The sequence below is a fragment of the Kitasatospora sp. NPDC058184 genome, from assembly GCF_042883725.1.
Classification (GTDB): Bacteria; Actinomycetota; Actinomycetes; order Streptomycetales; family Streptomycetaceae; genus Kitasatospora.
Map to the genome: position 1 here is coordinate 277,418 of NZ_JBHVVE010000003.1, position 24,115 is coordinate 301,532.

Here is a 24,115-nt window from a genome sequence, read left to right on the forward strand (position 1 = left end):
ATGACGCACGCGACGGCACCGGACGGCACCCGGATCGCCTACCAGCTGCGCGGCGAAGGGGCGCCGCTGGTCCTGCTGGCCGGCCAGGCCAACGACCACCACTGGTGGGACGCGGTCCGCGCCGACTTCCACCCCGCCCGCGCCACCCTCACCCTCGACCACCGCGGCACCGGCGGCAGCGACAAGCCCGACACCCCGTACAGCACCGAACAGTTCGCCCGGGACGTCGTCGCCGTCCTCGACGACCTCGGCATCGACCGGGCCGACGTCTACGGCACCTCCATGGGCGGACGGGTGGCCCAGCAGCTCGCCGCCCGCCACCCGCACCGGGTGCGCGCCCTGGTCCTCGGCTGCACCTCACCCGGCGGCCCGCACGGCGTCGAACGCGGCGCCGACGTCCGCCGCGCCCTGGCGCAACCCGACCCCGAGGCCGCGCGACAGGCCCTGCTGGAGCTGATGTACACCCCCCGGTGGCTCGACTCCCACCCCGGCCCGCACCACACCCTCGGCGACCCCGCCATGCCCGTCCACGCCCGCCGCCGCCACCTCGCGGCCAGCAACCGGCACGACGCCTGGGACCTCCTGCCGGCCATCGGCGCCCCCACCCTGGTCGTCCACGGCGCCGACGACCGGCTCAACCCCGCCGCCAACGCCCCCCTGCTCGCCGCCCGCATCCCCGGCGCCCGCCTGCACGTGCTCCCCGGCGCCCGGCACGCCTACTTCGAGGAGTTCCGCACCACCGCGAGCCCCCTCGTCCTGGACTTCCTCACCACCGCCCAGTAGGTAAGCGGAAGGACCGGTTTCGGCCAGTCGTGTCGCCGGTGGATACAACCGATCACATCTTCGGCATGCTGACCGCTCACGTTGTCCGGACACACGACAAGGGAGAAGGCCATGCGTCGAATCGCGGCTCTGGGGGCGGGTGCGGCACTGCTGGTGGCCGCCGGTGTGATGGCGGCGCCGAGCGCCTCGGCGACCTCGTACTGCAGCACCACCCAGGGGACGAACTGGGGCTCGGTGAGCTGCCAGACCACCGCCACGAAGAACCACTGGCAGCTGGTGCTGGTCTGCAACAACGACAACGTCAAGGGCAACCAGACGACCGTCTACGGCCTCTGGCACATGGGCAACGGCAGCGACACCCTCTACTGCCCGACCGGCTACAGCGCGGCGTACACCAAGGTCAACAACGACAACTGACCCGCCGGGCCCGGGAGTCGGCTGTCCGGTCGGCGAGCCCGCCGCCGCCCGCGGTGGGCGGGCCCGGCGACCGAGCAGGCCCGTACAGTCCCGGTCATGACCGACACCACCGCGTCGTGGCGCGAACGTGAACGCACCACCGTCTTCAGCAAGTTCGGACGGTCCGTCGACCGCGTCGGGTTCGAGCTGCCCGACGGCAGGACGGAGGAGTTCTACCTCAAGCGCGAGAACCCGGGCGGCGCGGTGCTCGCCCTCACCCCCGACCGGCGCGTCATCCTCGCCCGCCAGTACCGGCCCGGCCCCGACCGCGTGCTGTACGAACTGCCCGGCGGCCTCGTGGACCCCGGCGAACAGGCGGTGGATGCCGCCGCCCGCGAGCTGCTGGAGGAGACCGGCTACCGGGGCCAGGTCCGCGCCGCCGGCTCGTACTGGCTGGACGCCTACTCCGACGTCCGCCGCTACGCCTTCGTCGCCACCGACTGCGTCAAGGTCGCCGAACCGCGGCCGGAGCGCAACGAGTTCATCGACGTCGTCACCGTCGACCTGCGGGAGTTCCGCACCCGCGTCCTGCGCGGCGGCGAGATGACCGACACCGCCGCCGCCTACCTTGCCCTGGACGCGCTGAACCTCCTGTGACAGGGCAAGCACTCACCTGGGGAAACAGGCGGTGAGCTGCCGGAGGATCGGCGATCAGTGGCGGGTGCTGCAGCGGATGACGATGGGTTGATGGTGCACCCGGGCCCCGGTGCGGGGCCCGGGAGTCTCAGTGCCAGGTCGCCGTGACGGTGCCGTGGCGGCGCAGGACGGGGTTCCGGGGCAGGGGGGCGGGCGCGGGGTTGGGCAGGTAGCGCAACGTCGCGGCGCCGCGGCGGCGGTGGTCGCGGGCCCAGCGGCGAAGCAGCGTGACGTACTCGTCGGCGAGCGCTTGGGCGTCGAGTCCGTGGGCGACCACGCCGCTCTCGAAGCCGCCGGTGGCCGCGTTCTCGCGGCGGGTGCGGTAGGCGAAGCTGTCCTCGCTCACCAGGGCGGGCACTCCGAACAGGGCGGACGCCTCCACGAGGCCGCGCTCGACCACGTCGTTGGCGGCGTGCAGGCGGGCCGGGCTCGACAGGTTGAGTGTGAGGTAGAGCTCCAGCTCGTCGGGCTGGTCGTACGCCTCCCCGGACCAGCGGTCCAGGCGGGGCGTGTCCAGCGCGCTGTTCAGCGCCTGCGCGTCGAGCGTTACCCGGGCGTCGTCGCTCTGCACGGCGACGCCCCCGCGCAGCATCACCTTGCGTTCCTTGGCCGCCCCTTCGCCCTGCATCGGCACGAACCGGGCCAGGCTGTAGGAACGGCTTACCAGACCCTCGCCGTCGCGGTCGAAGGCGATCGAACGGGTCGTGCCGCAGACCGTCAGCGGAACGACGAGACGGCCGGTCGGCGTCAGCCCGTCAATCCACGACGGGGGGATGTCCCACGCGGCTGCCGTCACGATGATCAGGTCGTACGGGGCGCTGTCCGGTACGCCGCCCTCACCGTCGGCCAGGACCGTCCGAACCTGCGGGTATCCCGCGTCGTCCAGGCACCGCCGGGCCCGGTCGATCACGTCGCGGTCGATGTCGACGGTGATGACCTCACCCTGCTTCCCGACGAGTTCCGCCAGGTAGGCGGCGTTGACGCCGCCGGATCCGATCTCCAGTGCCCTCATTCCGGGCTCGACGCCGGCCTGCTCCAGCATCACGGCCTGCAGGTGGGCCGCGGACATGACGCTGAGCTCCAGGCCGTTCTCGTCCTGCTTGACCGGCACGGTGCGGTGGAGGTCGTAGACGACCTCCACCGGCGCGTCCGGCGCGAACAGGTGGCGGGGCACCGTGGCGAAGGCGGCGGCGACAGGCTCGGACCTGATCCCGTCCTGGTCACGCAGCGCGCGGACCATGGCCGCACGCAGCACGTCGGGATCGCGGACCGTCGAGTCATCAATGGCCATCATCCGAATACCTTTTTCTGCTCAAGGGGTTGGTGCGTGTGACATTCCGGCAGAGCGTGATGTCACCCAGGACATCGGCCAGAAGCCAGCCGAGTGTGCCCCCAAGTCGGAGTCTCCTCAGCTACGTTCTGGTCAGGACCGGGACGCCCCGACAAGAAGCAGGAGGACGCCCTCCCCCATCGGATCGGGGGAGAGACGTGGGGACACGGGACGGTCGAGGCCCAGGCCCGGACCGCATGCATGGCGGTCCGGGCCCCGGGCGTCAGCCGGTGGTGTCGGTCAGCAGCCGTCCTGGGGTCGACTCCTACAGTCCGCGCCCGGACATGAGGCCCGGCAGTTCCGGCAGGCGCTCGGCCCGGCGCTGGAGAAGGTGGACCTTCGCCTCGGGGAGATCGGCGACGCGCAGCAGCTGCCAGCCCTGGCCCCGCTGGTAGTAGCGCGACAACTGCTCCTGGGCGGTGCCGCGACGCACCCAGCGGATGCCGTCCACGGCAGCGTGGTCAAGGGCCCACCAGGCGAGCAGGCGCCCGAGGCGGTAGGGATTCGGCCGGGTGAAGCTGGTCGTGAGGAAGAGGCTGGGCTCGGCACGTTCCTCGTCCGTGAAGCCCCACGGGGGTAGGGCGTCCTCCCGCATGATCGTCGTGCAGCCGACGACACCGCGTTCCAGGTGCTCCAGCACCCACACGGGAATGGCGGGGTTCGCAGCCTGGGCCCCGAACTCGTCGGCCGCCGCCTCGCACTCGCCGAGCCCGCGCTCCGACAACCAGCGGGAACGCTCGCGGATCATGTCGGCGATCGCGGCAGCGTCTGCCGCGATCGCCTCGCGCATCCGAAACACCGGTGGCTCCTCTCCTGCGTGATGGTTCTTCGTCCTGGTCAACGCATTGTCACTGCGGAATCAGCGAGCAGAGCGAACACCACCTCCCGGTCGGCGCGTTGCGCCTCTCCGCTGTCGAGGCGGTCGGCGACGGCACGGAGGGCCTGCGGGTCGAGAAGCCGGGCGTCCAGCAGGGGGGAACCCTCGTCCAGTAGCCGCCGTACGCGGCCGGCGCCGTGTTGGCTCATGGCGAGGGCCATGATGGTGCCGAAGTTCTCCGGGATCGGTGGTCGGGCGATCTCCGGCGCCATTCCGCGACGGTCGATGCGCGTGCGGAGAAGCCGTTTGTCCTCGCGCCAGTCAACAGGTGCCCACTCGCACAGTCGGACCAAGGCCGGAGCCGTGAGCGGATGCACTGGCCACATGCCGCGTTTGAGCAATGGAGGAGCCACACCGGCCTTTGCCATGAGCGCTGTTTCGGGGACGACGGATGCGGGCGTGATGCCCGCATCGACATCGCGCAGCGCCTCACGGGCCGCTGGTCCGATCCACGCCGGCAGCTGTGACAGGGGGACAGAGCGCTGTGGGGCCTCCGCACTGGTGAACGCCATCAGCTCATCTCCGCCGATGCCCGTGAACACCGCTTCCACCCCTCGCTGTTCCAGTTGGGTGTGGAGGGCGTCGACGGCGTCGAGGTAGAGGTCTCCATAGGGGGACACGGGTACCTGCTGCGCGAAAATCGAACCGGGAGCGTAGGGCAGGTGGTCCTCGGCACGGACGGTTACGTCGGCCCAGTCTCGATCGATATGGCCGATCACGGTCCGACGCCGCCGAGTCTGCTGCGTTCCCCGCTCCCCGTCCAGGATCAGGGCGGCTGCCACGAGGCCGGAGCCGCGTTCGTCGTTGCCGAGGGCGAGCGCGGTGTTCGTGGAGTCGATGCCGCCGGAGAGCTGTACGGCCGTGCTGCCTGCTTTCCAGGGGGACCGTCTGATGGTGCCGCTCAACAACTGATCGAACGCGTCGACAGGGCACCTTCCGTCGCGGAGTATCCGGGCCCTGGAATGTTCGGCTGGTTCGGGTAGATGCAAGGACACCTTGCCTTGGGTGTAGAGAACACAGGCGCGTTCGGTGAGCAGATGTACATCCGACCAGAACGTCGCGTTCGTGTAGCGGGCCGAGAGCGAGATCCGCCGTGCCACCTCGACGACGTCCAGGCTGACGCTGTGGCGGCGCAGCTCCAGCAGATCCCAGGAGCCGTAGAGGGCGTCGGGGCGTGCGGTGAGATAGACCGGGGCAGTACCGGACGTGCCGGTAAGTACGCGCACTCGCCCGTCCGTGCAAGTCTCGACCATCACCCAGTCGTCGTTGTGGTCGAGTACCGTGCCGACGGCCTCGTCGTACAGCGCGGCGTTGGCAGCGTGCACGCGGGTCAGGCCTTCAGGGGACCCGACGGTGCAGGCCGTGTTGATGAGCGCCGTACGTCTCCCGTCCGTCAAGAAGTGTTGGGCGGTCATGGGGTGGCAGAAGGGTTCGACCCAGGAACTGCCGCTGAGCCATCGGCCGGTGGTCCACTTCCACGGATGGCGCATGTCGTCCGCAAGGATGCGCAGCTTGAGCATGGATTTCCCTCACAAGGTGTCATCAAGGTTGGGCCGACCGCCCTGGGGAAGGGCGGTCGGCCCTCGGCCCGCGGCGCTCAGACCTCGAACGAGTCGTAGGTCTGCGGCGCGTCGCTGCTCCCGCTCTTCTTCTTGTACGCGTAGCGGTCCGTGGTCGGGGCGACGTAGTACTCGGGCTCGCCCTCGAACAACTCGCGGGTCACCTCGGCCAGCTCATCCATGACGGTGCTGGGCACCATGCCGGGCTCCTTCTTCTCGATCGGATGAAACGTCTGACTGTTCTCTCTCCGCTCGGGCGCCAACCAGGTTCTTCCATAGCGGGGTTGGCGGCAAGAGCGTTCCGTCGTGGCTTGGGGCGCACGCCGGAGCCATTGGGGGCGTGGGGGTGGAAGTCCTTGGCCAGTCGACCGGGGCAGGGACTCCGTGGACGGGGCGGGGGAGGCCGTCGCCGTGCTCCCAGGCGTACCAGGCGTTCTCGACGCGGCTGTGTTGGCCAGCCGCTATGACGTCGCGGATCTCCTGTGGGGGCTGCCGTCTCGACTTGCTGGGGTGTGGGCATCCCGCCCGCGTACACGAAGTTGATGACCTCGGGGAAATCGGCCGTGGGTGCGTGGTCAGCGGTGGGGACGGTCCTGGGGCGGCCTTCGGCCTTTCCGGTTTCCGGCGAGCCACGGCGGTGTGCTTGGTGCTGGACGCGCTCGGCTGATCCGGGCCGGGGACTGCGCTGCGCAGGAAGTCGGACCCGCCGACTTCCTGCGTGGTGGGGTTCTCAGGGTCGGGTGGCTCGGGCGCGGCAGTGGGCGAGGGCGTACTTGATGCGGGTGTCGGGGTGGGTGGTGGTGAGGAGTTCGCCGGCGGTGGTGAGGGTGGTCCAGTAGAGGGTGGGGTTGCCGGTGCGGGGCATGGGGTGGGTGGTGGTGAGGGAGAGGTAGGCGGTGGTGAGGTTGCCGGTGGTGAACCAGCGGTTCAGGCCGTGGTGGTGGCCGGGGCGGAGGCTGCCGTGGGCGTCGATGGCGGCGAGGAGGTGGTCGACGATGGTGAGTTCGGTGTCGGTGAGGGACTTGGGGATGTCGAAGACGCCGAGGGCTTCGAGGAGTTCGCCGGTGTCGGTCTCGGAGTTCGGGTGGGGGTCGGCGAGGAGGGCGTCGTAGCAGTCGTTGAGGCGTCGGGTGGTTTCGGCGAGCGGGATGGTGAGGGCGAGGCAGACGGCGCGGGCGGAGGGCAACGGCTTGCGGGTGCGGCGGGCGAGGAGGGCGTACGTCTCGGCGGGGGTCCGGCCGCGGGAGAGGGCGTGGCGGGCCAGGGTCGTGAGGTGCATGGGGGTTGGGTCTTTCAGGCGGTGACGAGAGCGGGGGCGGGCGTGGGGGCGATGTGGGCCCAGACGTACTTGCCGATGCCGTCGGGCTGGGAGGAGCAGCCCCAGCGTTCGGCGAGTTCGTTGACGAGGAGCAGGCCGCGGCCGTGTTCGGCGTCCGGCGCGGCGGCTCGGAGGGTGGGGTGGGTGGTGCCGGCGTCGTGGACTTCGAGGCGGAGGCGGGAGTTGACGAGGGTGAAGCGGATCTCGATGGGGTGGTCGTCCGGCGCGTCGGAGTGCTGGACGGCGTTGGCGAAGAGTTCGCCGAGGAGGAGTTCGGCGGTGTCGGCGTACCGGTCACCGGAGGGCAGGCCGGAGAGGTACGCGCGGAGGAGGTAGCGCGCCAGGGGCGTGGACTCGATGCGGGAGTCGAGGCGCGCGACGAACATGCGGGGGCGGCGGGTTTTGAGCATGGCGAAGTACCTCGGGGGAGGGTGCGTGCGGGGGGAGTGCGCCGTGCGCGACTGTTGCTGAGGGCCCGGACCGCGCCCATGGCGGTCTGGCCAGGGGGGTGTCGCCTTGGTCAGCCGACCGGGACCGGGACGCCCTGGATGAGGAGGGGGAGGCCGTCGCCGTGCTCCCAGGCGTCCCAGGCGTCCTCGACGCGGCTGTACTGGTCGTCGGCCATGGCGTTGCGGAGTTCGGACCGGGGGACCCAGTGGAGGGCGTGGATCTCCTCCGGGGGCTGGTGGTGGCGGACGAGTTCGGCCTGCTGGGGCGTGAGCATCCCGCCCGCGTAGACGAGGTCGAGGCCCTCGGGGAACTCGGCGGCGGGCACGTAGTCGATGGTGAGGATGGTGCGGAGGGGCAGGACGAGCCCGGTCTCCGTTTCGAGGTGCCGGCGGGCCGCGAGGTGGGGGAGCTCGTCCTGCTCGGCGCTGCCGCCGGGGAGGGCCAGGCCGTCCCGGTAGACGGGATCGACCAGGAGGACGAGGAGTTCACCCGACCCGCCGGGGTCCTCGCGCAGGGCGAAGACCTGCTGGCCCGACCGGCGGGCGGGGGGTTTGGTCAAGATGCGGGTCCTGCTCAACTCTGCTCCAGGTAAGAGGTATTGGTGGCGGGCGGCAGCGGATGCTCGTCGATGGGACAGCGGCCGGGCGGCCGAAGTGTCGCCTCCGCGAAGACGCTCTCGCGCGGCTCACCGTCCTCCAGATCGCCGAAGTGCTGGTTGGCTTCGTGGAGTTGGAGGAGAGGTTCGGGATTCCGTGCGTGATGCATGAGATCTCCACAGGTTGCTCTGTGCGCCCGGGGAGTCACCGGGTGTAGCCATAGTGCCGCCTTGGCCGCTACGATCGGAAGGCTTCCCCACTTGACAGTTCACCCGTGTGGAATTCGCGCAGCAGTGGAGGTCTGACGATGCGTGAGTCTCAGCTGGATCCATCGGCTTCACCCCTCAAGGCGTTCGGGGCCCAACTGCGCAAGCTGCGCAAGGCGGCAGGCCTGACGCAGACGCAACTCGGCTGGCGAACGAACTTGAGTGATAGTCAGATTTCGAACCTCGAAAGAGGGACACGCAATCCCACACTCGACTGGGTTCGTTTGGCTGACAAGGCCATCGATGCCGGTGGGACATTGGAACTGACGTACTGGAGTCTCAACGGGTCGTCGCTGCTGGAAGGGTTCCCCGAGTACGCAGCGCAAGAGGCGAAAGCTCGGGGTATCTCCCACTTCGAGCTGGGCATCATTCCGGGCCTGCTCCAGACCATGGAATACGCCAACGCCTTCGCGTTGGCGGCCGTACGGCGCGGCAGCATCACCGAGGAGCAGGCGGCAGATCGACTCGACTTCCTGGCCACACGCCAGAGGCTGCTTGGCCAGCGGTCAACGGCGCGCCTGCACTTCGTCTTGGACGAAGGAGCCCTCCTGCGAACGGTAGGAGGGTCCAAGGTCATGGCTCGGCAGCTGGCGCATCTTGAAGACCTCGCGAGCCGTCCGAACATCACCATCCAGGTAGCGCCGTTCTCGCTTGCGGAAGAGTTGCCGTTCACCATGGTTGTTACGCTGCTTACCATGGCGGATCGATCACTCCTGGCATACTCGGAGTGCCAGTTGCGCGGCTTCCTCGCGCGGGACGCTGATACGGCTCAGGCCTGGGAACGGGACTACCATCAGCTCCAGGTGGAAGCCCTGCCGAAGGCTGCGTCACTGGAGAAGATCCGCAAGCAAGGCGTGAGAGGAACGTCATGAACTCCCCTGTAGACCTGTCCGACGCCGCATGGTTCAAGAGCAGTTACAGCAACAATGGCGGTACCTGCGTCGAGGTGGCTCCAGACTTCCCTGGCCTGGCCCCTGTCCGTGACTCCAAGGACCCCGAGGGTCCGGCTCTCGTCTTCCCGGCCGATGCCTGGAAGTCGTTCGTCACCGCTGTCCGCAGTGGCGAGTTCGGCGACGTCTGAATCGGAGCCCGAAGGCGGCCCCTGCTTGGGGGCGGTTCCAGGGGCATCGTCTACCAGGCTCAGGCCGTGAAGAGGCAGCCAAACGCTCGGCTGGGGGTTCCCAGCCGAGCGTTTTTGCGTGAGCGGGGGAGGGCACGGGAGGGTCATGGAACTTGACCTCGCCGGCGCCGGGTGGCGGAAGAGCACGTACAGCAACAACGGGGGCAACTGCGTCGAGGTGGCGGACGGCTACCCGGGTGTCATGCCGGTCCGGGACTCCAAGGATCCGGAGGGGCCGGCTCTCGTCTTTCCGGTCAAAGAGTGGGAGTTGTTCGTTGCCGCTGTCCGCAGTCGTGAGTTCGACGTACTTTGAGGGGATGACGATGCACGACGGCATCACCCTCGACCAGGGCGGCTACTGCTGGGCCAAGTCCAGCTACTCGGCTGGTGAGAACGGCAACTGCATCGAGGTCGGCCGGACCCCGGTCGGCACCGTCCCGGTGCGCGACACGAAGCAGCACCGGCGCGGCCCTGTCCTGGAGTTCACCCCGGCGGCGTTCCAGGTCTTCCTCGACGCGGTCAAAGCGGGCGAGTTCCGGAAGGGCTGTGAGTGCGATGGAACTTGACCTTGCCGGCGCCGGGTGGCGGAAGAGCACATACAGCAACAACGGGGGTGACTGCGTCGAGGTGGCGGACGGCTACCCGGGTGTCATGCCGGTCCGGGACTCCAAGGATCCGGAGGGGCCGGCTCTTGTCCTCCCGGCTGAGGCCTGGACGTCGTTCGTCGCCGCTGTTCGCAGTAGTGAGTTCGACGTTCAGCTGTGACGGTTCGTCGTTGCGGTCCGCAGCGGCGAGTTCGACGTACTTTGAGGGGAATGCCATGGCCGACCGCCGAGATCTGTCCGGTGCTTCCTGGGTCAAGTCGACGTACAGCCAGCAAGGTGGCAACTGCCTTGAGATCGCGCGTGGCTTCCGTGAACTGATGCCGGTCCGGGATTCCAAGGACCCCCATGGCCCTGCCCTGATCTTCCCGGCCGAGGCCTGGGTGTCGTTCGTCGCCGCTGTCCGCAGTGGCGAGTTCGGCGAACTCCGAGAGGATGACCATGGGTGACGGCACCATCCTCGATCAGGGAGGCTACTGCTGGGCCAAGTCGAGCTACAGCAGCAGCGAGAACGGCGACTGCGTCGAGGTCGGCCGGACCGCGACCGGCGCCATCCCGGTGCGCGACACCAAGCAGCATCGGCGCGGCCCCGTCCTGGAGTTCACCCCCGTGGCGTTCCAGGGCTTCCTCGACGCGGTCAAAGCGGGCGAGTTCCCGGTTCAGCTGTGACGGGTGAGGACGATCGGGCGCGGAAGGAAGATGAGTGCTATGGATCTTGACCTTGCCGGCGCCGGGTGGCGGAAGAGCACGTACAGCAATGGTGGGGGCGGCTGCGTCGAGGTGGCGGACGGGTACCCGGGCATCATGCCGGTCCGGGATTCCAAGGATCCGGAGGGGCCGGCCCTCGTCTTTCCGGTCAGGGAGTGGGAGCTGTTCGTCGTTGCGGTCCGCAGTGGCGAGTTCGACGTACTTTGAGGGGAATGCCATGGCCGACCGCCGAGATCTGTCCGGCGCTTCCTGGGTCAAGTCGACGCACAGCCAGCAAGGCGGCGACTGCCTTGAGGTTGCGCGTGGCTCTAGAGAATCGATGCCGGTCCGAGACTCCAAGGATCCCCAGGGTCCGGTCCTCGTCTTCCCGGCGGAGGCCTGGGTGTCGTTCGTCGCTGCTGTCCGCAGCGGCGAGTTCGACGTACTTTGAGGGGATGACGATGCACGACGGCACCACCCTCGACCAGGGCGGCTACTGCTGGGCCAAGTCGAGCTACAGCAGCAGTGAGAACGGCAACTGCGTCGAGGTCGGCCGGACCGTGACCGGCGCCATCCCGGTGCGCGACACGAAGCAGTGTCGGCGTGGCCCTGTCCTGGAGTTCACCCCGGCGGCGTTCCAGAGCTTCCTCGATGCCGTCAAAGCGGGCGAGTTCCCGGTTCGGGGCTGATCGGCAACAGGGGGCCGTCCGGGTCGTGACGGCTCGCTCCCCGGGCGAATCCCGCCCGGGTGCTCGCCATCGAAGTGCCCTGGGGCGCAGGCTGCTTCCGTGACCGCGTCGCACGGGCGCGGTGCGAGCGGAAGGACTCACATGACGAGCACGCGCGGCCGCATCGCCGCTCTGCTGGGCGCCGTCGCGGTGGTCGCCGGCACCACCCTGGCCACCCCCGCCACCCCCGCAGCCGCCACGGACAGGCCAGGCGGCGGGATCACCGGGCAGGCACCCTGTCCGGACGCGCCCGAGTTCACCTGCGGGACCCTCACCGTCCCGCTGGACCACAGCGGCGCCGTCCCCGGCACCCTCGACCTCGCCGTGGCCGTCGGCGGCAACACCAAGGCCCCCAAGGGCGACCTGCTGTTCCTCTCCGGCGGCCCCGGCCAGGCCAGCGTCCCGACGGTGCGGCAGATGGCGGGCAAGCTGGAGCCCGTCCTCAAGGACTACCGCCTGGTGATGTACGACCAGCGCGGCACCGGCCGGGGCGCACTCCAGTGCCCCGGCCTCCAGGAGGACATGGGCTCCTCCGACCTCGCCGTGCCGCGCAAGCAGTCGATCGCCGAGTGCGCCGCCGCCCTCGGTCCGAACGCCCGCTTCTACAGCACCGCCGACACCGTCGCCGACATCGACCTGCTGCGCCGTGCCCTCGGCGCCCGGCGCCTCACCCTGGACGGCGTCTCGTACGGCACCATCGTCGCCGAGCGGTACGCGCTCGCCCACCCGTCCCGCGTAGCCAGGCTGGTGCTCGACTCGGTGGCGCCGCCAGGGGGTTTCGACCCCCTCGACCTGGCGGCGATGCCCGCGACCGCCCGGGTGCTGCGGGCCGCCTGCCAGGCCACCGGCTGCACCACCGACCCGGCCGCGGACCTCGCCGCCACCGTCCGCCGGTACGGCAACGGGGTGCAGGTCCTGAGCGCGCTCACCGGCTACGAGTTCATCGACCCGGACTTCGGCGGGGTCCCGGAGGCGCTGCACGAGGCCGCCGCCGGGCAGCCCGCCAAGCTCCAGGACCTCTTCGACCTCGTCCACCAGGTGGTCGACGCCGCACCGGCGGAGGACCTCAGCCAGGGCCTGCACTCCGCCACCGTCTGCGCGGACGCGCGCTTCCCGTGGGGCAGCACCGACACCCCCGTCGAGGGCCGGGCGGCGGCGCTGGAGCGCACCCGGCAGCGGCTGACCGCCGAGCAGACCTGGCCGTACGACCCCGCGACGGCGACCGGACTCGGCAGCCTCCTGGTCTGCCTGGACTGGCCGCGCGAGCCGGTGCCGCCGATCCCGCCGGCCCACCGCAAGCTGCCGAACGTGCCGGTGCTGCTGCTCGGCGGCGACCGCGACATCGCGACGCCGTACGAACTGCTCTACGAGCAGGCGAAGTTGGCGCACGACCCACAGATCGTGATCGTCCCGGGTGCGGCGCACTCGGTGCAGAACCGGGCGGCGAACCCGGCCGGACGGCAGGCGGTGTACGACTTCCTGCTGAAGTAGCCGAAGCAGCCGAAGCAGCCGGGGAACGGAAAGCCCGGGGCCCGGACCGCAGCCACCGCGGTCCGGGCCCTGTCGGCGTCCGCGGGCCACGCTGCCTATGCCTCCGGACGCCGACGGTCCGACTAGGTCATCGACTAGGTCACCGGCGCCGGTTCCCCATGCAGTCGGATGACCGATGCGTCCTTTCTGCCCTCGCCGCCACAGTGGTGCTGCTCCGCGAACGAACGTCGGAGCGCCCCCTGGGCAGTTGAAGAGCAGAGGAGACCATCATGATGAACCTGCGGCGAATGGCGACGAGGCTCGCGGTGGGTGCCGCCACGGTGGCCGGGGTGCTCGCCGCCACGACGACGACGGCGAGCGCCGACATCCTCACCTCGATCGAGACCGGTCCCGGCAAGTGCCCCGCCAACTGGGTGTGCCTGTGGAGCGAGAACAACTACATCGTGGGGAACCCGAAGGGCGGGGTCGACTACGGGGCCGTGGGCGCGAACGAGAACATCGCGGACCTGGGGAAGTTCAAGTTCGAGAGCAAGCTCTGGCGCTGGAAGGGCATGGCGGACGAGGCCTCCTCGGTCGTGAACAACACCGGGAGCAGCATCTGCTTCTACGAGCACACCAACTACGGCGGCCTGGAGTTCAAGATCGGCCCCTGGGAGAAGTGGGCCTCCGTCCCGTCGTGGATCAACGACAGGATCAGCTCCTTCAAGTTCTGCTGACCTGCCCCTCCCCCTCCTCCCCCTTTCTTCGAACTGAACGGATCGTCATGAAGCTCTCCAGGAACCTGGCCAAGCTGGGCCTGTCCGCCGCCGCCGCCGTCGGCCTGATCGTGACCGGGGCGACCTCCGCGAGTGCCACCAACGTCTACGACATCGGCCACGGGGCCGGGTCGTGCCCCGACGGCTACGTCTGCCTGTGGTCGGAGGCCAACTTCATCCGGGGCGGGACCATCAACGACGCGAAGTTCGGCTCCTTCGCGTCGAACCAGGACACCGGCGACATGGGCAAGCTCCAGAAGCGCAGCTCCGGTGGGGACAAGGGCATGCAGGACATCACCTCGTCGGTGCTGAACAACACCGGGAGCAGCATCTGCTTCTACGAGAACAACTGGTACACCGGCCTGGAGTTCAAGATCGGCCCTGGGGAGCACTGGCCCTACGTCCCATCGTGGATCAACGACAAGATCAGCTCCTTCAAGTACTGCTGACCCCTCATCGCCTCGACCCCCACCTCGACTCCCCACCTCGACCTGAACGGATCGTCATGAAGCTTTCCCAGAAGATGACCAGGCTCGGCCTGTGCGCGGCCGCCGCCGTCGGACTGGTCGTGACCGTGTCGGGCTCCGCCAGCGCCAACACGATCCTCGGCATCGGTCAGGGCGCCGGCGCGTGCCCCACCAACTACGTCTGCCTGTGGACCGAGAACAGCTACGTCGGCAACACGGGCTCCACCGGCAAGTTCGCGGCGATCGCCTCGGACCAGAACATCAGCGACATGGGCAAGCTGGAACGGAAGGGCGGCCTGTGGACGGGGATGCAGGACGTCACGTCGTCGGTGGTGAACAATACCGGGAGCAGCATCTGCTTCTACGAGAACAACGACTACGGCGGCCTGGAGTTCAGGATCGGCCCCTGGGAGCGGTGGCCCTCCCTCCCGTCGTGGATCAACGACAAGATCAGCTCCTTCAAGTACTGCTGATCCGCCGCAGGACCCGGCCGACCCCCGCGGCCGTGTGAAGCCGCGGGCCCGGACCGCATCCACGGCGGTCCGGGCCCGCGGTCCGGGGCGGGGTCCCTCAGTCCGTCGGTGGCCGCTCGATCAGCTTCTGCTGCCGCCTGGCCTGCTTGGCGGCCTTGCGGTCGGCCTTGGTCATCGCGCCGGAATCCGTGCCGGTGGGGGCGTCGACGGCCGCCGGGGTGGTGCCGGAGGGGCTCGCCGGCTGCGCCGGGGGCTCGGCCTTGGACTTGCGCAGACCCTTGGCGACCCTCTCCAGGGTCCGTCCGATCTCCCGGAGGCGCTCCCACTCCGCGGGCTCGAAGTCGCCCGTGTGGTCCTTCCGGTAGCGGCCCAGTTCCTGCGTGAACTGGGCCGCTTTCTTCAGGCCGTGGTGGATGAGCTCGTCGTTGTCCGCGTTCTCGGCCAGTACGTCCGCCAGTTCCCCCTCGGCGGTGATCTGCGAGTAGAGGGTCAGCAGGTCACGGGCGTCCCTCTGCCGCTTCTCCGCCAGGACCTCTCCCTCCTTCTCCTTGCGCATGGCGAAGGCGGTCACCTTGTCCGTGAACAGGCGCAGCGGCGCCACGACCGTCAGGGGGACCCGGGCGGAGCTCTCGTGCACCTGCATGTCCCGCGTCTCCGTGGGCACTTTGCCCAGCGTGACGCTGACCTCGGCCCCGCCGAACGTGCCCTTCACCGTCGTGCCGTTGGCGTCCGTGCCCGCTTCGTCCTGCAGCAGGGCTTCGAGGTACGCGACGACCTGCCGGCGCAGCTCCGGGTCCTGGCCCTCGGGGTCGGCGATGTGGAGCCGCAGATCGAGGTCCTGGACGGGCCGTGCGGCCTTCAGCGCGGCCACCCCGCCTCCGCCGCCGATGCTCAGGTGCAGCCCGCTGACACCCAGCCGGTCCTTGACGTCGTCGTTGATGACCCGTTCCAACGTGGCCGCGACGCCCAGCCGGAACTCGGATTCGGCGTCGGTGTCCGATCCGCCTTCGGCGCGCTGGACGGCGGCCGGAGGACGGGCCGGGACGTGGCCGACGGTGTGTCGGTGCTGTTCGGGCCGGGCCTGGGAGTGGCCGACCTGGGAGTGGCCGGTCTGGCGGAGCATCTGGACGACCGCGGCGTTGCCGACCGTGGCCTGGAGGCCGAGCAGCCGCGTGGGCGGGGCGGGGCTGGGCTTGCGGGCGGGGGTACGGCCGCCTGTCTCGGTGGCTCTGGTGGTCTCGTGATCGTGCAAGGAAGGCTCTCCACGGGCGCGGGGCGGTCGACTCCTCCTTGATACTGGGCGGGGGCGAACCAGTGCCAGGTACGGGCGGGCAGCAAAGGTTGCCCGGGCGGGCAACGCGCCGGTACGTGCGCGAACTCGCCTGCGGGGCGGGCGACCAGGACTCCGCCGGACAGTGGGCCCGGACCGCGTCCGGCGCGGTCCGGGCCCACGGCTGTTCACGAGCCGGCGGTGGCCGCCTCCAGGGTGGTGGCCATCACCGGGCTGGTGAAGGTGTTCGTCGCGTCGCCCGTGGAGGGGTGGTACGAGCCCCACTTGAGGTAGTTGCGGTCGCCGTCCCAGGTGGTGCCCTTGAACGTGCCCGAGCCCGTGGTGAACGTCTGCTTCACGCCGTCGAACCAGAAGTCGATGGTGCCGTCCGTGCGGCCCAGGCGGATCTTCAGCGCGTACGAGTGCCAGGTGTTGTTGGTGGTCTGCGCGGTCCACAGGGAGTGCGACACGTGGGCGGTGTCCCACTCCTGGAGGCGGACGCGCCCGTTGACGATGTCGATCTCGATCGGGTGGTTGGCCGTGTCGGTGCTCGGCGAGCACTTCAGCTGGAAGACGTACCGGCTGTTGGTGTCCTTGATGTCCACCTTGGACGACCAGCCCAGGTAGAAGGTGTCGCCCTCCTTCAGGTCCGGGCTGAGCGTCTCGCAGCGCTCCTCGCCGGCGGCCTGGAAGGCCCGCCACACGCTGCCCTTCACGGAGTCCTTCACCACCTTGAAGTTGCCGGAAGCGCACTGGACGGCCTTGAACGAGGACGGGCCCGTGCTGGTGCTCGGCGTCCACAGGACCTTGCCCGCGTCGGCGGCGGGGCTGCTGGCGGAGGCCTGGCCGCAGGTGAGCGCCAGCGTGGCGAGGGCGGCGGCCGCGGTGGCGGCCTTGCGGCGGTGGGTCAGAGGGGACATGCCTCTCCCGGGGGGATGAGTGGCCGATACGAGCGAGCAGTGATTCGACCAGCAACCGGCCCGCCCGGCCAGACGAAACGGCCGACGGAAGTGCTTTTCGGTCACTTCCGCCGGCCGTCCTCCGGGGTGAACCCGGCCCCGCTCCCGTCCGTTACGGGGTGCGCGGTGCCCCGGTTCCCCCGGCGCCCTCAGCGCCTTCCGCGTTCTCGTCGTACGAGGAGGTGCCCTCGTCCAGCAGCGGCTCCTGCGTCTTGAGGTGCGCCGGCGCCAGCGCCCGCAGCGCGTGGTAGCCGGTGATGACGACCAGCGTGCCGAGCGCGATGCCGCTGATGCTGAAGGTGTCGGTGAACTTCAGCGACACGTTGCCGATGCCGATGATGATGCCCGCCGCGGCCGGCACCAGGTTCAGCGGGTTGCGCAGGTCCACCTGGGACTTGGTCCAGATCTGCGCGCCGAGCAGGCCGATCATGCCGTACAGGATCACGGTGATCCCGCCGAGCACCCCGCCGGGGATCGCGGCCACGATCGCGCCGAACTTCGGGCACAGGCCGAACAGCAGGGCGAAGCCGGCCGCCGCCCAGTACGCCGCCGTCGAGTAGACCCGGGTGGCGGCCATGACGCCGATGTTCTCCGAGTACGTGGTGTTCGGCGGGCCGCCGACCGCGGTGGAGAGCATGGAGGCGACGCCGTCCGCCGAGATCGCGGTGCCCAGCTTGTCGTCCAGGTTGGAGCCGGTCATCTCGCCGACCGCCTTGACGTGCCCGGCGTTCTCGGCGACCAGCGCGATCACCACGGGCAGCGCCACCAGGATCGCCGACCACTGGAAGGACGGGCCGTGGAAGGTCGGCAGGCCGATCCAGTCCGCCTTGCCGACGCCCGACAGGTCCAGGCGCCAGTGGTCGGTCATGTGGCCGCCGCCGTCCACCGAGTGGATCTTCCCGAAGACCTGGTCGAACAGCCAGGAGATCCCGTACCCGAACAGCAGCCCCAGGAAGATCGCCACCCGCGACCAGAAGCCGCGCAGGCACACCACGGCCAGACCGGTGAACAGCATCACCAGCAGCGCCGTCCACTGGTCCTGCGGCCAGTACGTCGAGGCGGTCACCGGGGCGAGGTTGAAGCCGATCAGCATGACCACCGCGCCGGTGACGATCGGCGGCATCGCGGCGTGGATGATCCGCGCCCCGAACCGCTGGACCGCCACCCCGACCAGGAACAGCACCACGCCCACCACGAACACCGCGCCGGTCACCGTCGCGCTGGTGCCGCCCTGCGCCCGGATCACCGCCGCCACGCCCACGAAGGACAGCGAGCAGCCCAGGTAGCTGGGCACCCGGCCCTTGGTGGCCAGCAGGAAGATCACGGTCGCCACGCCGGACATCATGATCGCGAGGTTCGGGTCGAGCCCCATCAGCACGGGCGCCACGAAGCTCGCCCCGAACATCGCCACCACGTGCTGGGCGCCGAGGCCTACCGTGCGGGGCCAGGAGAGCCGTTCGTCGGGACGGACCACCGCCCCCGGCGCGGGCGTACGCCCGTCACCGTGCAGCTTCCAGCGCACGCCGAGATCCATGGGTGTTTCGCTTTCTCTGTACTTCCGAGGAACTGTCCGCACCATTGTGGTGGCCGCCGGGTGCCCTGGCGATCACCCGGCCCGCGCGTGAGCTGCGCGGACGTGTGGTAACAGCCGTCGGAGTCGGTTCCTCCGCTTGGTCCCGGCCCGCCCGGCGCGGCTGCCAAGGGCTCAGCGCGGCCGGCGCTCCCACTCGCTGCCGCCCAACGGGTAGTCGTAGCCCGGCCGCCCGGTGGCCCCGCTGGTACGGAACGGCGTGTTGCCCGCGGCGACGCGCATCGTGCCCTTGCGCCCGCCGCTGGACCAGTCCAGGGTCAGCTCCCAGCGCACGTCGTGCGCCCGGGTGCGCGCGGTGACGTAGAAGACCTCGGGATCGGACTCGCTGACCTTGCGCGGGAAGGAGCGCTGCCCGCCCCGGGTGGTGACCGTCGGACTGCCGCTGTCCAGGTCGATGTCGAAGGAGGCGCTCTCCACCCCGCCGCCGCAGCCCACCCCCATCGCGTAGTCGTTCCAGGGGAGCGGCGCGCCCTTGGTCACGACCCGTACGTGCAGTGCCTCCAGGACGACGGTGTCCTTCCCGGTGCCCTGGACGGTCAGCGCGACCCGCTGCTCCCCGGAGGCGACCGCCCCGTACGCGGCGGCCCAGCGCGGTGCCTCCGGCTCGTTGGCGGGCGGGCCGACCTGCTGGGGCGGGCTGTTGACGAGGAAGTGCTGGTAGCACGGGTTCTCGTAGACGTAGGGGCGGGTCGCGATCCTCAGCGGCGACGGGTCGGCGGTGGCGGTGGCGCTGGGGGAGGCGCCAGCCGGGGAGCCGCTCGCGGAGACGCCGGGGCCGTCGGTGGCGGCGTCGGCCGGGTCGGAGCTGGTGAGGCCGGGACCGGCTGCGGTGCCGGGCGCGGAGTCGGAGGACGAGGGGGCGACGGCGGGTGCCTGGCCCGCCTCGCCCGGGGGCGTGGACGCGGAGGCGCCCGGCGTCGAGGGCCCGGCCCCGTCCGGCTGCCCGGCGTCGGTGGCGGCCGCCTCGGCGGCGCCGACCGGGCGCTGGTCGGCGGCCGCGTCCGCGCTCCCGCCGCCGCTCCCGTGCCCGCCGGAGGGGACGAGGCTGAACGCCACCGCCCCCAGCACGGCCGCCGCCGTGACGGCGGCCAGCAGCACTCCGCGCCGGCCCCGCCACGGCGCGGGCCCCCCGGGCGGCACGTCCCTCCCGGACAGCACGCCGACGGCGACCGGTTCGTCCTCCCCGCCCTCCGGCGGCCCGGGCAGCGGCGTCCCCTCCGGCGCCGGGCCGGCGTCCGCGTCCCGTACGGGCTCCGGTGCGGCGGCAGCGGGCATGTCGGCCGCAGGCGCGGCGTCGGCGGCGGGCACAGGAGCCCCCGCCTCCTGCCCCGGCCGGGCCCGGCGCGCCCCGTCGGCCAGGATCCAGCGCCGGTGCAGCTCCATCAGCTCCTGCGGCGTCGCCCGGCAGAGCCGCGCCAGGCGGTCCAGCGGCGCGAACTCGGGCGGCACCACGGCGCCGATGCAGTAGCGGTGCAGCGTCGAGGTGCTCAGGTGCAGGCGCTTGGCCAGCGTCCCGTAGCTGAGCCCCGAACGCTCCTTCAGTTCCCCCAGCAGTGCCGCGAGATCGTCCGCCGCCGGGCTCCCCGTCGCGTGCGGCATTCCCATCGTCCAACCCCCATGTCTCATCCCCGTGTTCCAGGGCCCCGGCATCCCCCCTGCTCAGGGCCCCTCCCAGTGTCCCAGCGTCCCTGACCGGCCGTTGACCGTGGCGGCTGGGACGGAGCACCGGGCAGGCTCCGGTCATCCAAGCACCACACCGAACGATCTTCGAAGAGGCCACGCCCACATGCCCGGCATCCGCACCGCCCGTACCTCCCGCACCCGCCTCCTGGCCGCCGTCGCGGCCGCCGCGCTCGCCGCGCTCACCCTGACGGCGTGCAACGACGACGCGGCGGACGCGGGCGGCAAGGGGACCTCCGCGAACTCCCCGGCGCCCACCGCCCCGCCCGCCGCGAGCGCCCCCGCCCCGGCCCCCGCACCCGCCACCGGCGCCCCCGCCGCGACCGGCGCCCCGGCCCAGACCGGCTCGCCCGCCTCCGCCAAGCCCTCCGCGAAGGCCCCCGCCGCCCCGAAGCCGCCGAGCCCCGCGGACGGCAAGGCCGTCACCTGCGAGGGTTCCGTCACCAAGACCGTCGCGGCCCCGCTGACCCGCCCGGTCAACCACCTGCTGCTGACCGTCACCAACACCGGCAGCGCCCCCTGCTACCTCTACGGCTACCCGGCCGTGCGCTTCGGCGAGGCCCAGTCGGTGCCGCCGGTCATCGAGGACTCCAAGCCGCAGGCCGTCGTCACGCTCAAGCCCGGCGAGTCCGGCTACGCCTCGGTGAACCTGTCCGCCACCGACGGCAGCGGCGCCCACGGCCGCACCGAGACCTCGCTGGCCGTCTACTTCCACGGCCCCTCCGGCAACGAGAGCGTCGGCGCGGGAAGCAACCCTTCGCTGCCCGCCAAGGGTCTGTACATCGACGACTCGCTCAAGGTCAGCTACTGGCAGCAGTCCATGGACGACGCCGTCACCTCGTAGTCCCCGGACCAGGCGGGGCGGCGGGGCCGGTGCCCGCCGCCCCGCCGCCCGCGGTGCGCCGCCCCGCCCGTTCGTGGGCGACGCTCCGCGACCGACGGATCGCGTGCTGTCATATGCTTGTCATATACATCTGATCCAAGGGGGGTGCGTGGAGTTCCGACTGCTGGGCTCGGTGGCCGTGGTGGCCGCGGACGGCCGCGAGCTTCCGGCCGGATCGGCCAAGCGCCGCAGCCTGCTGGCCATGCTCCTGCTGAACCCCGGAGCACCGGTCACCGTCGAGCGGCTCACCGAGACCCTCTGGGACGAGGAACCGCCCCGGCACTCGCGCACCGTCATCCACAACCACGTCTCCGGGCTGCGCTCCCTGCTCACCGCCCACGACGCCCCCGCCGCCGGCGTCGAACTCGTCACCGACAACGGCGCCTACCGGCTGCGGACACCCGACCAGGCCGTGGACACCGTACGGTTCGACCGCCTGGTGGCCCGCGCCCGTTCCCTGGACGACGCCGCCCGGGCCGCCGCCGACCTGCGCGAGGCACTCGCCCTGTGGCGGGGCCCCGCCCTGGCCGGCACCACCGCCGGCCTGCCGCTGCAGTCCGCCGCCCGGGCCCTGGAGGAACGGCGACTGGCCGCCGTCGAGGACCTGGCCCGCGCCCACGGCCGGCTCGGCGACCACTGCGCGGCCGCCGGCCTGCTGCACACCGAGGCCACCGCCGACCCGCTGCGGGAACCGCTGGTCGCCCACCTCATGCACGCGCTCGGCCGCGCGGGGCGCCGCTCCGAGGCCCTCGACTGGTTCCACCGCACCCGCCGGGCCCTGGCCGAGGAACTCGGCATCGACCCCGGACCGGAACTCACCGACGCCTACGCCCGCCTGCTGCGCACCGACGCCCCGCCGAGCCGCCCCGACGCCGCCCCGCGCCCCGCCCTGCCGCCGGGCCGCTCCGACCGGGTGCCGCCCGCCCGGCACCCGAGCGACCAGGAACCGCCGGACCGCCTGGCCTTCGACCGGCCGGCGTTCGAGCCCGTGCCGCCCACGCGGGTCCCCACCGTCGGCGGCCTGGCCTCCGTCCCCGACCAGCGGCCCGCACCCGCACCCGTACCCGCGCCCGCACCGGTCACCGCCCGCCCCCCGGCAGCACCCGCCGCCACCGCCGCGCAGCACACCCCCTGGCCCTTCCCCCGCCGCCCGCGCGGCTTCGCCGGCCGGGAGGACGAACTGGCCGCGCTCGACCGGGCCACCGCCGCCCCCGGCGCCGTCGCCCTGCTCACCGGCGGCGCCGGCGTCGGCAAGACCACCCTCGCCCTGTCCTGGGCGCACCGCCGCCACCAGGACTTCCCCGACGGCCGGCTCTTCGTCGACCTGTGCGGCCACAGCCCGCTGCCCGAGCGCGACACCGCCGCCGTCCTGCGCGAACTGCTGCTCGCCCTGGGCCTGCCCGTCGAGCGGATGCCCGCCACCGCCGAGGCGATGGGCGCCCGCTACCGCGAACTGACCGCCGGGCGCCGGATGCTGATCGTCCTGGACAACGCCCGCCGCTCCGACCAGGTGCGCCCGCTGCTGCCCGACGGCGACGACTGCGTCACCCTGGTCACCAGCCGCGACCGGCTCGGCGGCCTGGTCGCCTCCGACGCCGCCCGCCCCGTGCCGCTCGCCGAACTCTCCTCCCCGCAGGCCGTCACCCTGCTCGCCGCGACCCTCGGCCCCGACCTGGTCGCCGCCGAACCCGAGGCCGCCGCCCGCCTGGCCGACCTGTGCGACGGCCTGCCGCTGGCCCTGCGGCTGGCCGCCGCCCGCCTGGCCACCGGCCCGGCCCGCGCGCTGGCCGCCCTCGCCGACGAACTCGCCGACGAGCAGGACCGCCTGGACCTCCTCGACGTCGAGGACACCAGCGTCGCCGCCGCGCTCGCCCTGACCGTCCAGCACCTGGGCGAACCCGCCCGCCGGACGTTCCGCAGCCTCGGCGCCCACACCGGCGCCACCCTCGACAGCCGCACCGCCGCCGCCCTGGCCGGCTGCCGCCCCGACGAGGCCGCCGCCGCCCTGGCCCAACTGGCCACCGCCCACCTGATCGTGCAGATCGGCCGGGACGCCTACACCCTGCACGACCTGGTCCGCCTCTACGCCCGCAGCCTGCCCGGCGACACCGACACCCAGGTGCTGCCCCGCCTGCTCGACCACCTGCTCAACACCCTCCTCACCGCCTGCGCCGCCGCCGAACCGGGCAGCGAACCGTGCTGCGCCCTGCCGCCCGGCACCCGACGCCCCGCCGAGGTCCGCCCCTTCCCCGACCGGGCGAGCGCCCTCGCCTGGTACGCCGCCGAACGCGACACCCTGCGCGGCGCCGTCGAGGCGGCCGTCGCCGCCGGACTGCACGACCGCGCCTGGCGCCTGGTGCTGCTCCAGTGGCCGCTGATCGTCTGGCAGGTCCGGGACGGCTGGGCACCGCTGCTCGAACACGGCCTGGCCGCCGCCGAGGCCGACCGCGACCCCGGCGCCCAGTCCCGCGCCCGGGCCCTGCTCGGCTGGGTCCTGCTGGAGGAGGGCCGCCCCGACCAGGCCCTCGACCACCTGGAACGCGCCCCCGACCTCGCCGCCCGGGCCGGCGACGGCTGCGCCCAGGCCGTCGCCCTGGTCAACCACGCCGTCGCGCTCGCCCGCCACGGCGACCACGCCGGCCGGGCCCGGGTGCACGGCCTGCTGCTGAAGGCCCTGTCCCTGGCCGAACGGGCCGGCCGCGCCGACCTCGTCGGCCTCGCCCGCCAGCACCTGGCCCACGAGTGCCTGGCCGCCGGCGCCCACGAGGAGGCCGCCCAGCACGCCGCCCGCGGCCTGGCCGTCGCCGAACCGCCCTTCCCGGTCACCCGCCGGGTGGTCCTGCAGACCCTCTACGGCCGCGCCCTGGCCGCCACCGGCCACCCCGAGGAGGCCGCCCGCCACCTCGGCGCCGCGCTGCGCACCGCCCGCGCGCACCAGTACGGGGAGGGCGAGTCGGAGGCGGGCGCCGCGCTGCGCGCCCTGTCGGACGGCGGCGCCGCCGTGGCCGGCGCCGTCGCGCCCGGCACGGCCGTGCACGCCACCGCCCCCGGCGGCCCGGCGTACGCGCGGCCGTCGACCTACCCGCGCTGACCGGACCCGCGCTGACCCTCCCCACCGCCGGTGTCCCCGCCACCGCG

General features: G+C 71.7%; 31 protein-coding genes. 19 read left to right on the forward strand and 12 right to left on the reverse strand.

The window, feature by feature from the left end:
• The 3 genes from ACFVXH_RS07615 to ACFVXH_RS07625 all read left to right on the forward strand — a co-directional run bounded on the left by ACFVXH_RS07615 (position 1) and on the right by ACFVXH_RS07625 (position 1,836).
• Positions 1-783, forward strand: a complete 783-nt coding sequence (locus tag ACFVXH_RS07615; RefSeq protein WP_387821243.1) for an alpha/beta fold hydrolase — start codon at positions 1-3, stop codon at positions 781-783.
• 111 nt (positions 784-894) lie between these two features.
• Positions 895-1,200, forward strand: coding sequence for a hypothetical protein (locus ACFVXH_RS07620; RefSeq protein WP_375876237.1), 306 nt, complete (start codon positions 895-897; stop codon positions 1,198-1,200).
• 96 nt (positions 1,201-1,296) lie between these two features.
• A complete protein-coding gene (locus ACFVXH_RS07625) occupies positions 1,297-1,836 on the forward strand; it encodes an NUDIX hydrolase (RefSeq protein WP_387821246.1) in 540 nt (179 codons plus the stop codon).
• A gap of 127 nt (positions 1,837-1,963) precedes the next feature.
• Here the strand turns inward: ACFVXH_RS07625 and fxlM are convergent, their stop codons facing one another.
• From fxlM to ACFVXH_RS07665, 8 genes are all read right to left on the reverse strand, one after another.
• The gene (gene fxlM / locus ACFVXH_RS07630; RefSeq protein WP_387821249.1) at positions 1,964-3,169 is read right to left on the reverse strand and encodes a methyltransferase, FxLD system; all 1,206 of its coding nucleotides are present in this window, start codon (positions 3,167-3,169) and stop codon (positions 1,964-1,966) included.
• 301 nt (positions 3,170-3,470) lie between these two features.
• Positions 3,471-3,995 carry a GNAT family N-acetyltransferase gene (locus tag ACFVXH_RS07635; protein ID WP_387821252.1) on the reverse strand — a complete coding sequence of 175 codons (525 nt, stop codon included), beginning with the start codon at positions 3,993-3,995 and terminating at the stop codon, positions 3,471-3,473.
• A 47-nt stretch (positions 3,996-4,042) separates the two neighbouring features.
• The gene (locus ACFVXH_RS07640; protein WP_387821254.1) at positions 4,043-5,602 is read right to left on the reverse strand and encodes an asparagine synthase-related protein; all 1,560 of its coding nucleotides are present in this window, start codon (positions 5,600-5,602) and stop codon (positions 4,043-4,045) included.
• Between the two features lie 77 nt (positions 5,603-5,679).
• Entirely contained in the window at positions 5,680-5,841 is a 162-nt protein-coding gene (locus tag ACFVXH_RS07645) for a hypothetical protein (RefSeq protein ID WP_387821257.1), read from the reverse strand.
• Positions 5,842-6,371: 530 nt separating this feature from the next.
• The gene (locus ACFVXH_RS07650) at positions 6,372-6,920 is read right to left on the reverse strand and encodes a hypothetical protein (protein WP_387821260.1); all 549 of its coding nucleotides are present in this window, start codon (positions 6,918-6,920) and stop codon (positions 6,372-6,374) included.
• 14 nt (positions 6,921-6,934) lie between these two features.
• Positions 6,935-7,369 carry an ATP-binding protein gene (locus tag ACFVXH_RS07655; protein WP_387821263.1) on the reverse strand — a complete coding sequence of 145 codons (435 nt, stop codon included), beginning with the start codon at positions 7,367-7,369 and terminating at the stop codon, positions 6,935-6,937.
• A gap of 110 nt (positions 7,370-7,479) precedes the next feature.
• The gene (locus ACFVXH_RS07660) at positions 7,480-7,968 is read right to left on the reverse strand and encodes an NUDIX domain-containing protein (RefSeq protein ID WP_387821266.1); all 489 of its coding nucleotides are present in this window, start codon (positions 7,966-7,968) and stop codon (positions 7,480-7,482) included.
• A 14-nt stretch (positions 7,969-7,982) separates the two neighbouring features.
• Positions 7,983-8,174, reverse strand: coding sequence for a hypothetical protein (locus tag ACFVXH_RS07665; RefSeq protein WP_387821269.1), 192 nt, complete (start codon positions 8,172-8,174; stop codon positions 7,983-7,985).
• Positions 8,175-8,312: 138 nt separating this feature from the next.
• Between ACFVXH_RS07665 and ACFVXH_RS07670 the strand changes: the two genes are divergently transcribed.
• The 14 genes from ACFVXH_RS07670 to ACFVXH_RS07735 all read left to right on the forward strand — a co-directional run bounded on the left by ACFVXH_RS07670 (position 8,313) and on the right by ACFVXH_RS07735 (position 14,594).
• A complete protein-coding gene (locus ACFVXH_RS07670) occupies positions 8,313-9,143 on the forward strand; it encodes a helix-turn-helix transcriptional regulator (protein ID WP_117485065.1) in 831 nt (276 codons plus the stop codon).
• On the forward strand, positions 9,140-9,352 hold the full coding sequence (locus tag ACFVXH_RS07675; RefSeq protein ID WP_380744450.1) for a DUF397 domain-containing protein: 213 nt from the start codon (positions 9,140-9,142) through the stop codon (positions 9,350-9,352). The genes ACFVXH_RS07670 and ACFVXH_RS07675 overlap by 4 nt, the downstream gene beginning before the upstream one ends.
• A 145-nt stretch (positions 9,353-9,497) precedes the next feature.
• Positions 9,498-9,704 carry a DUF397 domain-containing protein gene (locus tag ACFVXH_RS07680; RefSeq protein WP_117485061.1) on the forward strand — a complete coding sequence of 69 codons (207 nt, stop codon included), beginning with the start codon at positions 9,498-9,500 and terminating at the stop codon, positions 9,702-9,704.
• A 4-nt stretch (positions 9,705-9,708) separates the two neighbouring features.
• The gene (locus ACFVXH_RS07685; RefSeq protein ID WP_380744452.1) at positions 9,709-9,957 is read left to right on the forward strand and encodes a DUF397 domain-containing protein; all 249 of its coding nucleotides are present in this window, start codon (positions 9,709-9,711) and stop codon (positions 9,955-9,957) included.
• On the forward strand, positions 9,947-10,156 hold the full coding sequence (locus ACFVXH_RS07690) for a DUF397 domain-containing protein (RefSeq protein ID WP_380744454.1): 210 nt from the start codon (positions 9,947-9,949) through the stop codon (positions 10,154-10,156). The genes ACFVXH_RS07685 and ACFVXH_RS07690 overlap by 11 nt, the downstream gene beginning before the upstream one ends.
• Positions 10,157-10,211: 55 nt before the next feature.
• Entirely contained in the window at positions 10,212-10,442 is a 231-nt protein-coding gene (locus tag ACFVXH_RS07695; protein ID WP_117485058.1) for a DUF397 domain-containing protein, read from the forward strand.
• Positions 10,435-10,662 carry a DUF397 domain-containing protein gene (locus tag ACFVXH_RS07700; RefSeq protein WP_380744457.1) on the forward strand — a complete coding sequence of 76 codons (228 nt, stop codon included), beginning with the start codon at positions 10,435-10,437 and terminating at the stop codon, positions 10,660-10,662. Before ACFVXH_RS07695 ends, ACFVXH_RS07700 begins: the two co-directional genes overlap by 8 nt.
• Before the next feature lie 30 nt (positions 10,663-10,692).
• Positions 10,693-10,908 (forward strand): DUF397 domain-containing protein, encoded by a 216-nt coding sequence (locus tag ACFVXH_RS07705; RefSeq protein WP_380744469.1) that lies wholly within the window; start codon positions 10,693-10,695, stop codon positions 10,906-10,908.
• Positions 10,909-10,918: 10 nt separating this feature from the next.
• Complete coding sequence (locus tag ACFVXH_RS07710) at positions 10,919-11,131, forward strand: DUF397 domain-containing protein (protein WP_380744459.1); 213 nt, start codon at positions 10,919-10,921, stop codon at positions 11,129-11,131.
• 4 nt (positions 11,132-11,135) lie between these two features.
• Complete coding sequence (locus ACFVXH_RS07715) at positions 11,136-11,369, forward strand: DUF397 domain-containing protein (RefSeq protein WP_380744461.1); 234 nt, start codon at positions 11,136-11,138, stop codon at positions 11,367-11,369.
• A 141-nt stretch (positions 11,370-11,510) separates the two neighbouring features.
• Positions 11,511-12,899 carry an alpha/beta hydrolase gene (locus ACFVXH_RS07720; RefSeq protein WP_387821277.1) on the forward strand — a complete coding sequence of 463 codons (1,389 nt, stop codon included), beginning with the start codon at positions 11,511-11,513 and terminating at the stop codon, positions 12,897-12,899.
• A 287-nt stretch (positions 12,900-13,186) separates the two neighbouring features.
• Positions 13,187-13,615: a peptidase inhibitor family I36 protein gene (locus ACFVXH_RS07725; RefSeq protein ID WP_387821280.1), complete on the forward strand. Its 429-nt coding sequence runs from the start codon at positions 13,187-13,189 to the stop codon at positions 13,613-13,615.
• A 47-nt stretch (positions 13,616-13,662) separates the two neighbouring features.
• Positions 13,663-14,103: a peptidase inhibitor family I36 protein gene (locus tag ACFVXH_RS07730; protein ID WP_074005336.1), complete on the forward strand. Its 441-nt coding sequence runs from the start codon at positions 13,663-13,665 to the stop codon at positions 14,101-14,103.
• Between the two features lie 56 nt (positions 14,104-14,159).
• Complete coding sequence (locus ACFVXH_RS07735) at positions 14,160-14,594, forward strand: peptidase inhibitor family I36 protein (protein ID WP_387821283.1); 435 nt, start codon at positions 14,160-14,162, stop codon at positions 14,592-14,594.
• Between the two features lie 97 nt (positions 14,595-14,691).
• Here the strand turns inward: ACFVXH_RS07735 and ACFVXH_RS07740 are convergent, their stop codons facing one another.
• The 4 genes from ACFVXH_RS07740 to ACFVXH_RS07755 form a co-directional block, all read right to left on the reverse strand.
• On the reverse strand, positions 14,692-15,846 hold the full coding sequence (locus ACFVXH_RS07740) for a nucleotidyl transferase AbiEii/AbiGii toxin family protein (RefSeq protein ID WP_387821286.1): 1,155 nt from the start codon (positions 15,844-15,846) through the stop codon (positions 14,692-14,694).
• A gap of 206 nt (positions 15,847-16,052) precedes the next feature.
• Positions 16,053-16,784: a hypothetical protein gene (locus ACFVXH_RS07745; RefSeq protein ID WP_387821289.1), complete on the reverse strand. Its 732-nt coding sequence runs from the start codon at positions 16,782-16,784 to the stop codon at positions 16,053-16,055.
• 151 nt (positions 16,785-16,935) lie between these two features.
• Positions 16,936-18,357 (reverse strand): uracil-xanthine permease family protein, encoded by a 1,422-nt coding sequence (locus tag ACFVXH_RS07750; RefSeq protein ID WP_387821292.1) that lies wholly within the window; start codon positions 18,355-18,357, stop codon positions 16,936-16,938.
• Between the two features lie 171 nt (positions 18,358-18,528).
• A complete protein-coding gene (locus ACFVXH_RS07755; RefSeq protein ID WP_387821295.1) occupies positions 18,529-20,013 on the reverse strand; it encodes a helix-turn-helix domain-containing protein in 1,485 nt (494 codons plus the stop codon).
• Positions 20,014-20,200: 187 nt separating this feature from the next.
• Here ACFVXH_RS07755 and ACFVXH_RS07760 point away from each other — a divergent pair, with 187 nt between their 5' ends.
• Positions 20,201-20,938 (forward strand): DUF4232 domain-containing protein, encoded by a 738-nt coding sequence (locus ACFVXH_RS07760; protein WP_387821298.1) that lies wholly within the window; start codon positions 20,201-20,203, stop codon positions 20,936-20,938.
• A gap of 148 nt (positions 20,939-21,086) precedes the next feature.
• The gene (locus tag ACFVXH_RS07765) at positions 21,087-24,068 is read left to right on the forward strand and encodes a BTAD domain-containing putative transcriptional regulator (RefSeq protein WP_387821301.1); all 2,982 of its coding nucleotides are present in this window, start codon (positions 21,087-21,089) and stop codon (positions 24,066-24,068) included.
• Positions 24,069-24,115 lie beyond the last annotated feature (47 nt).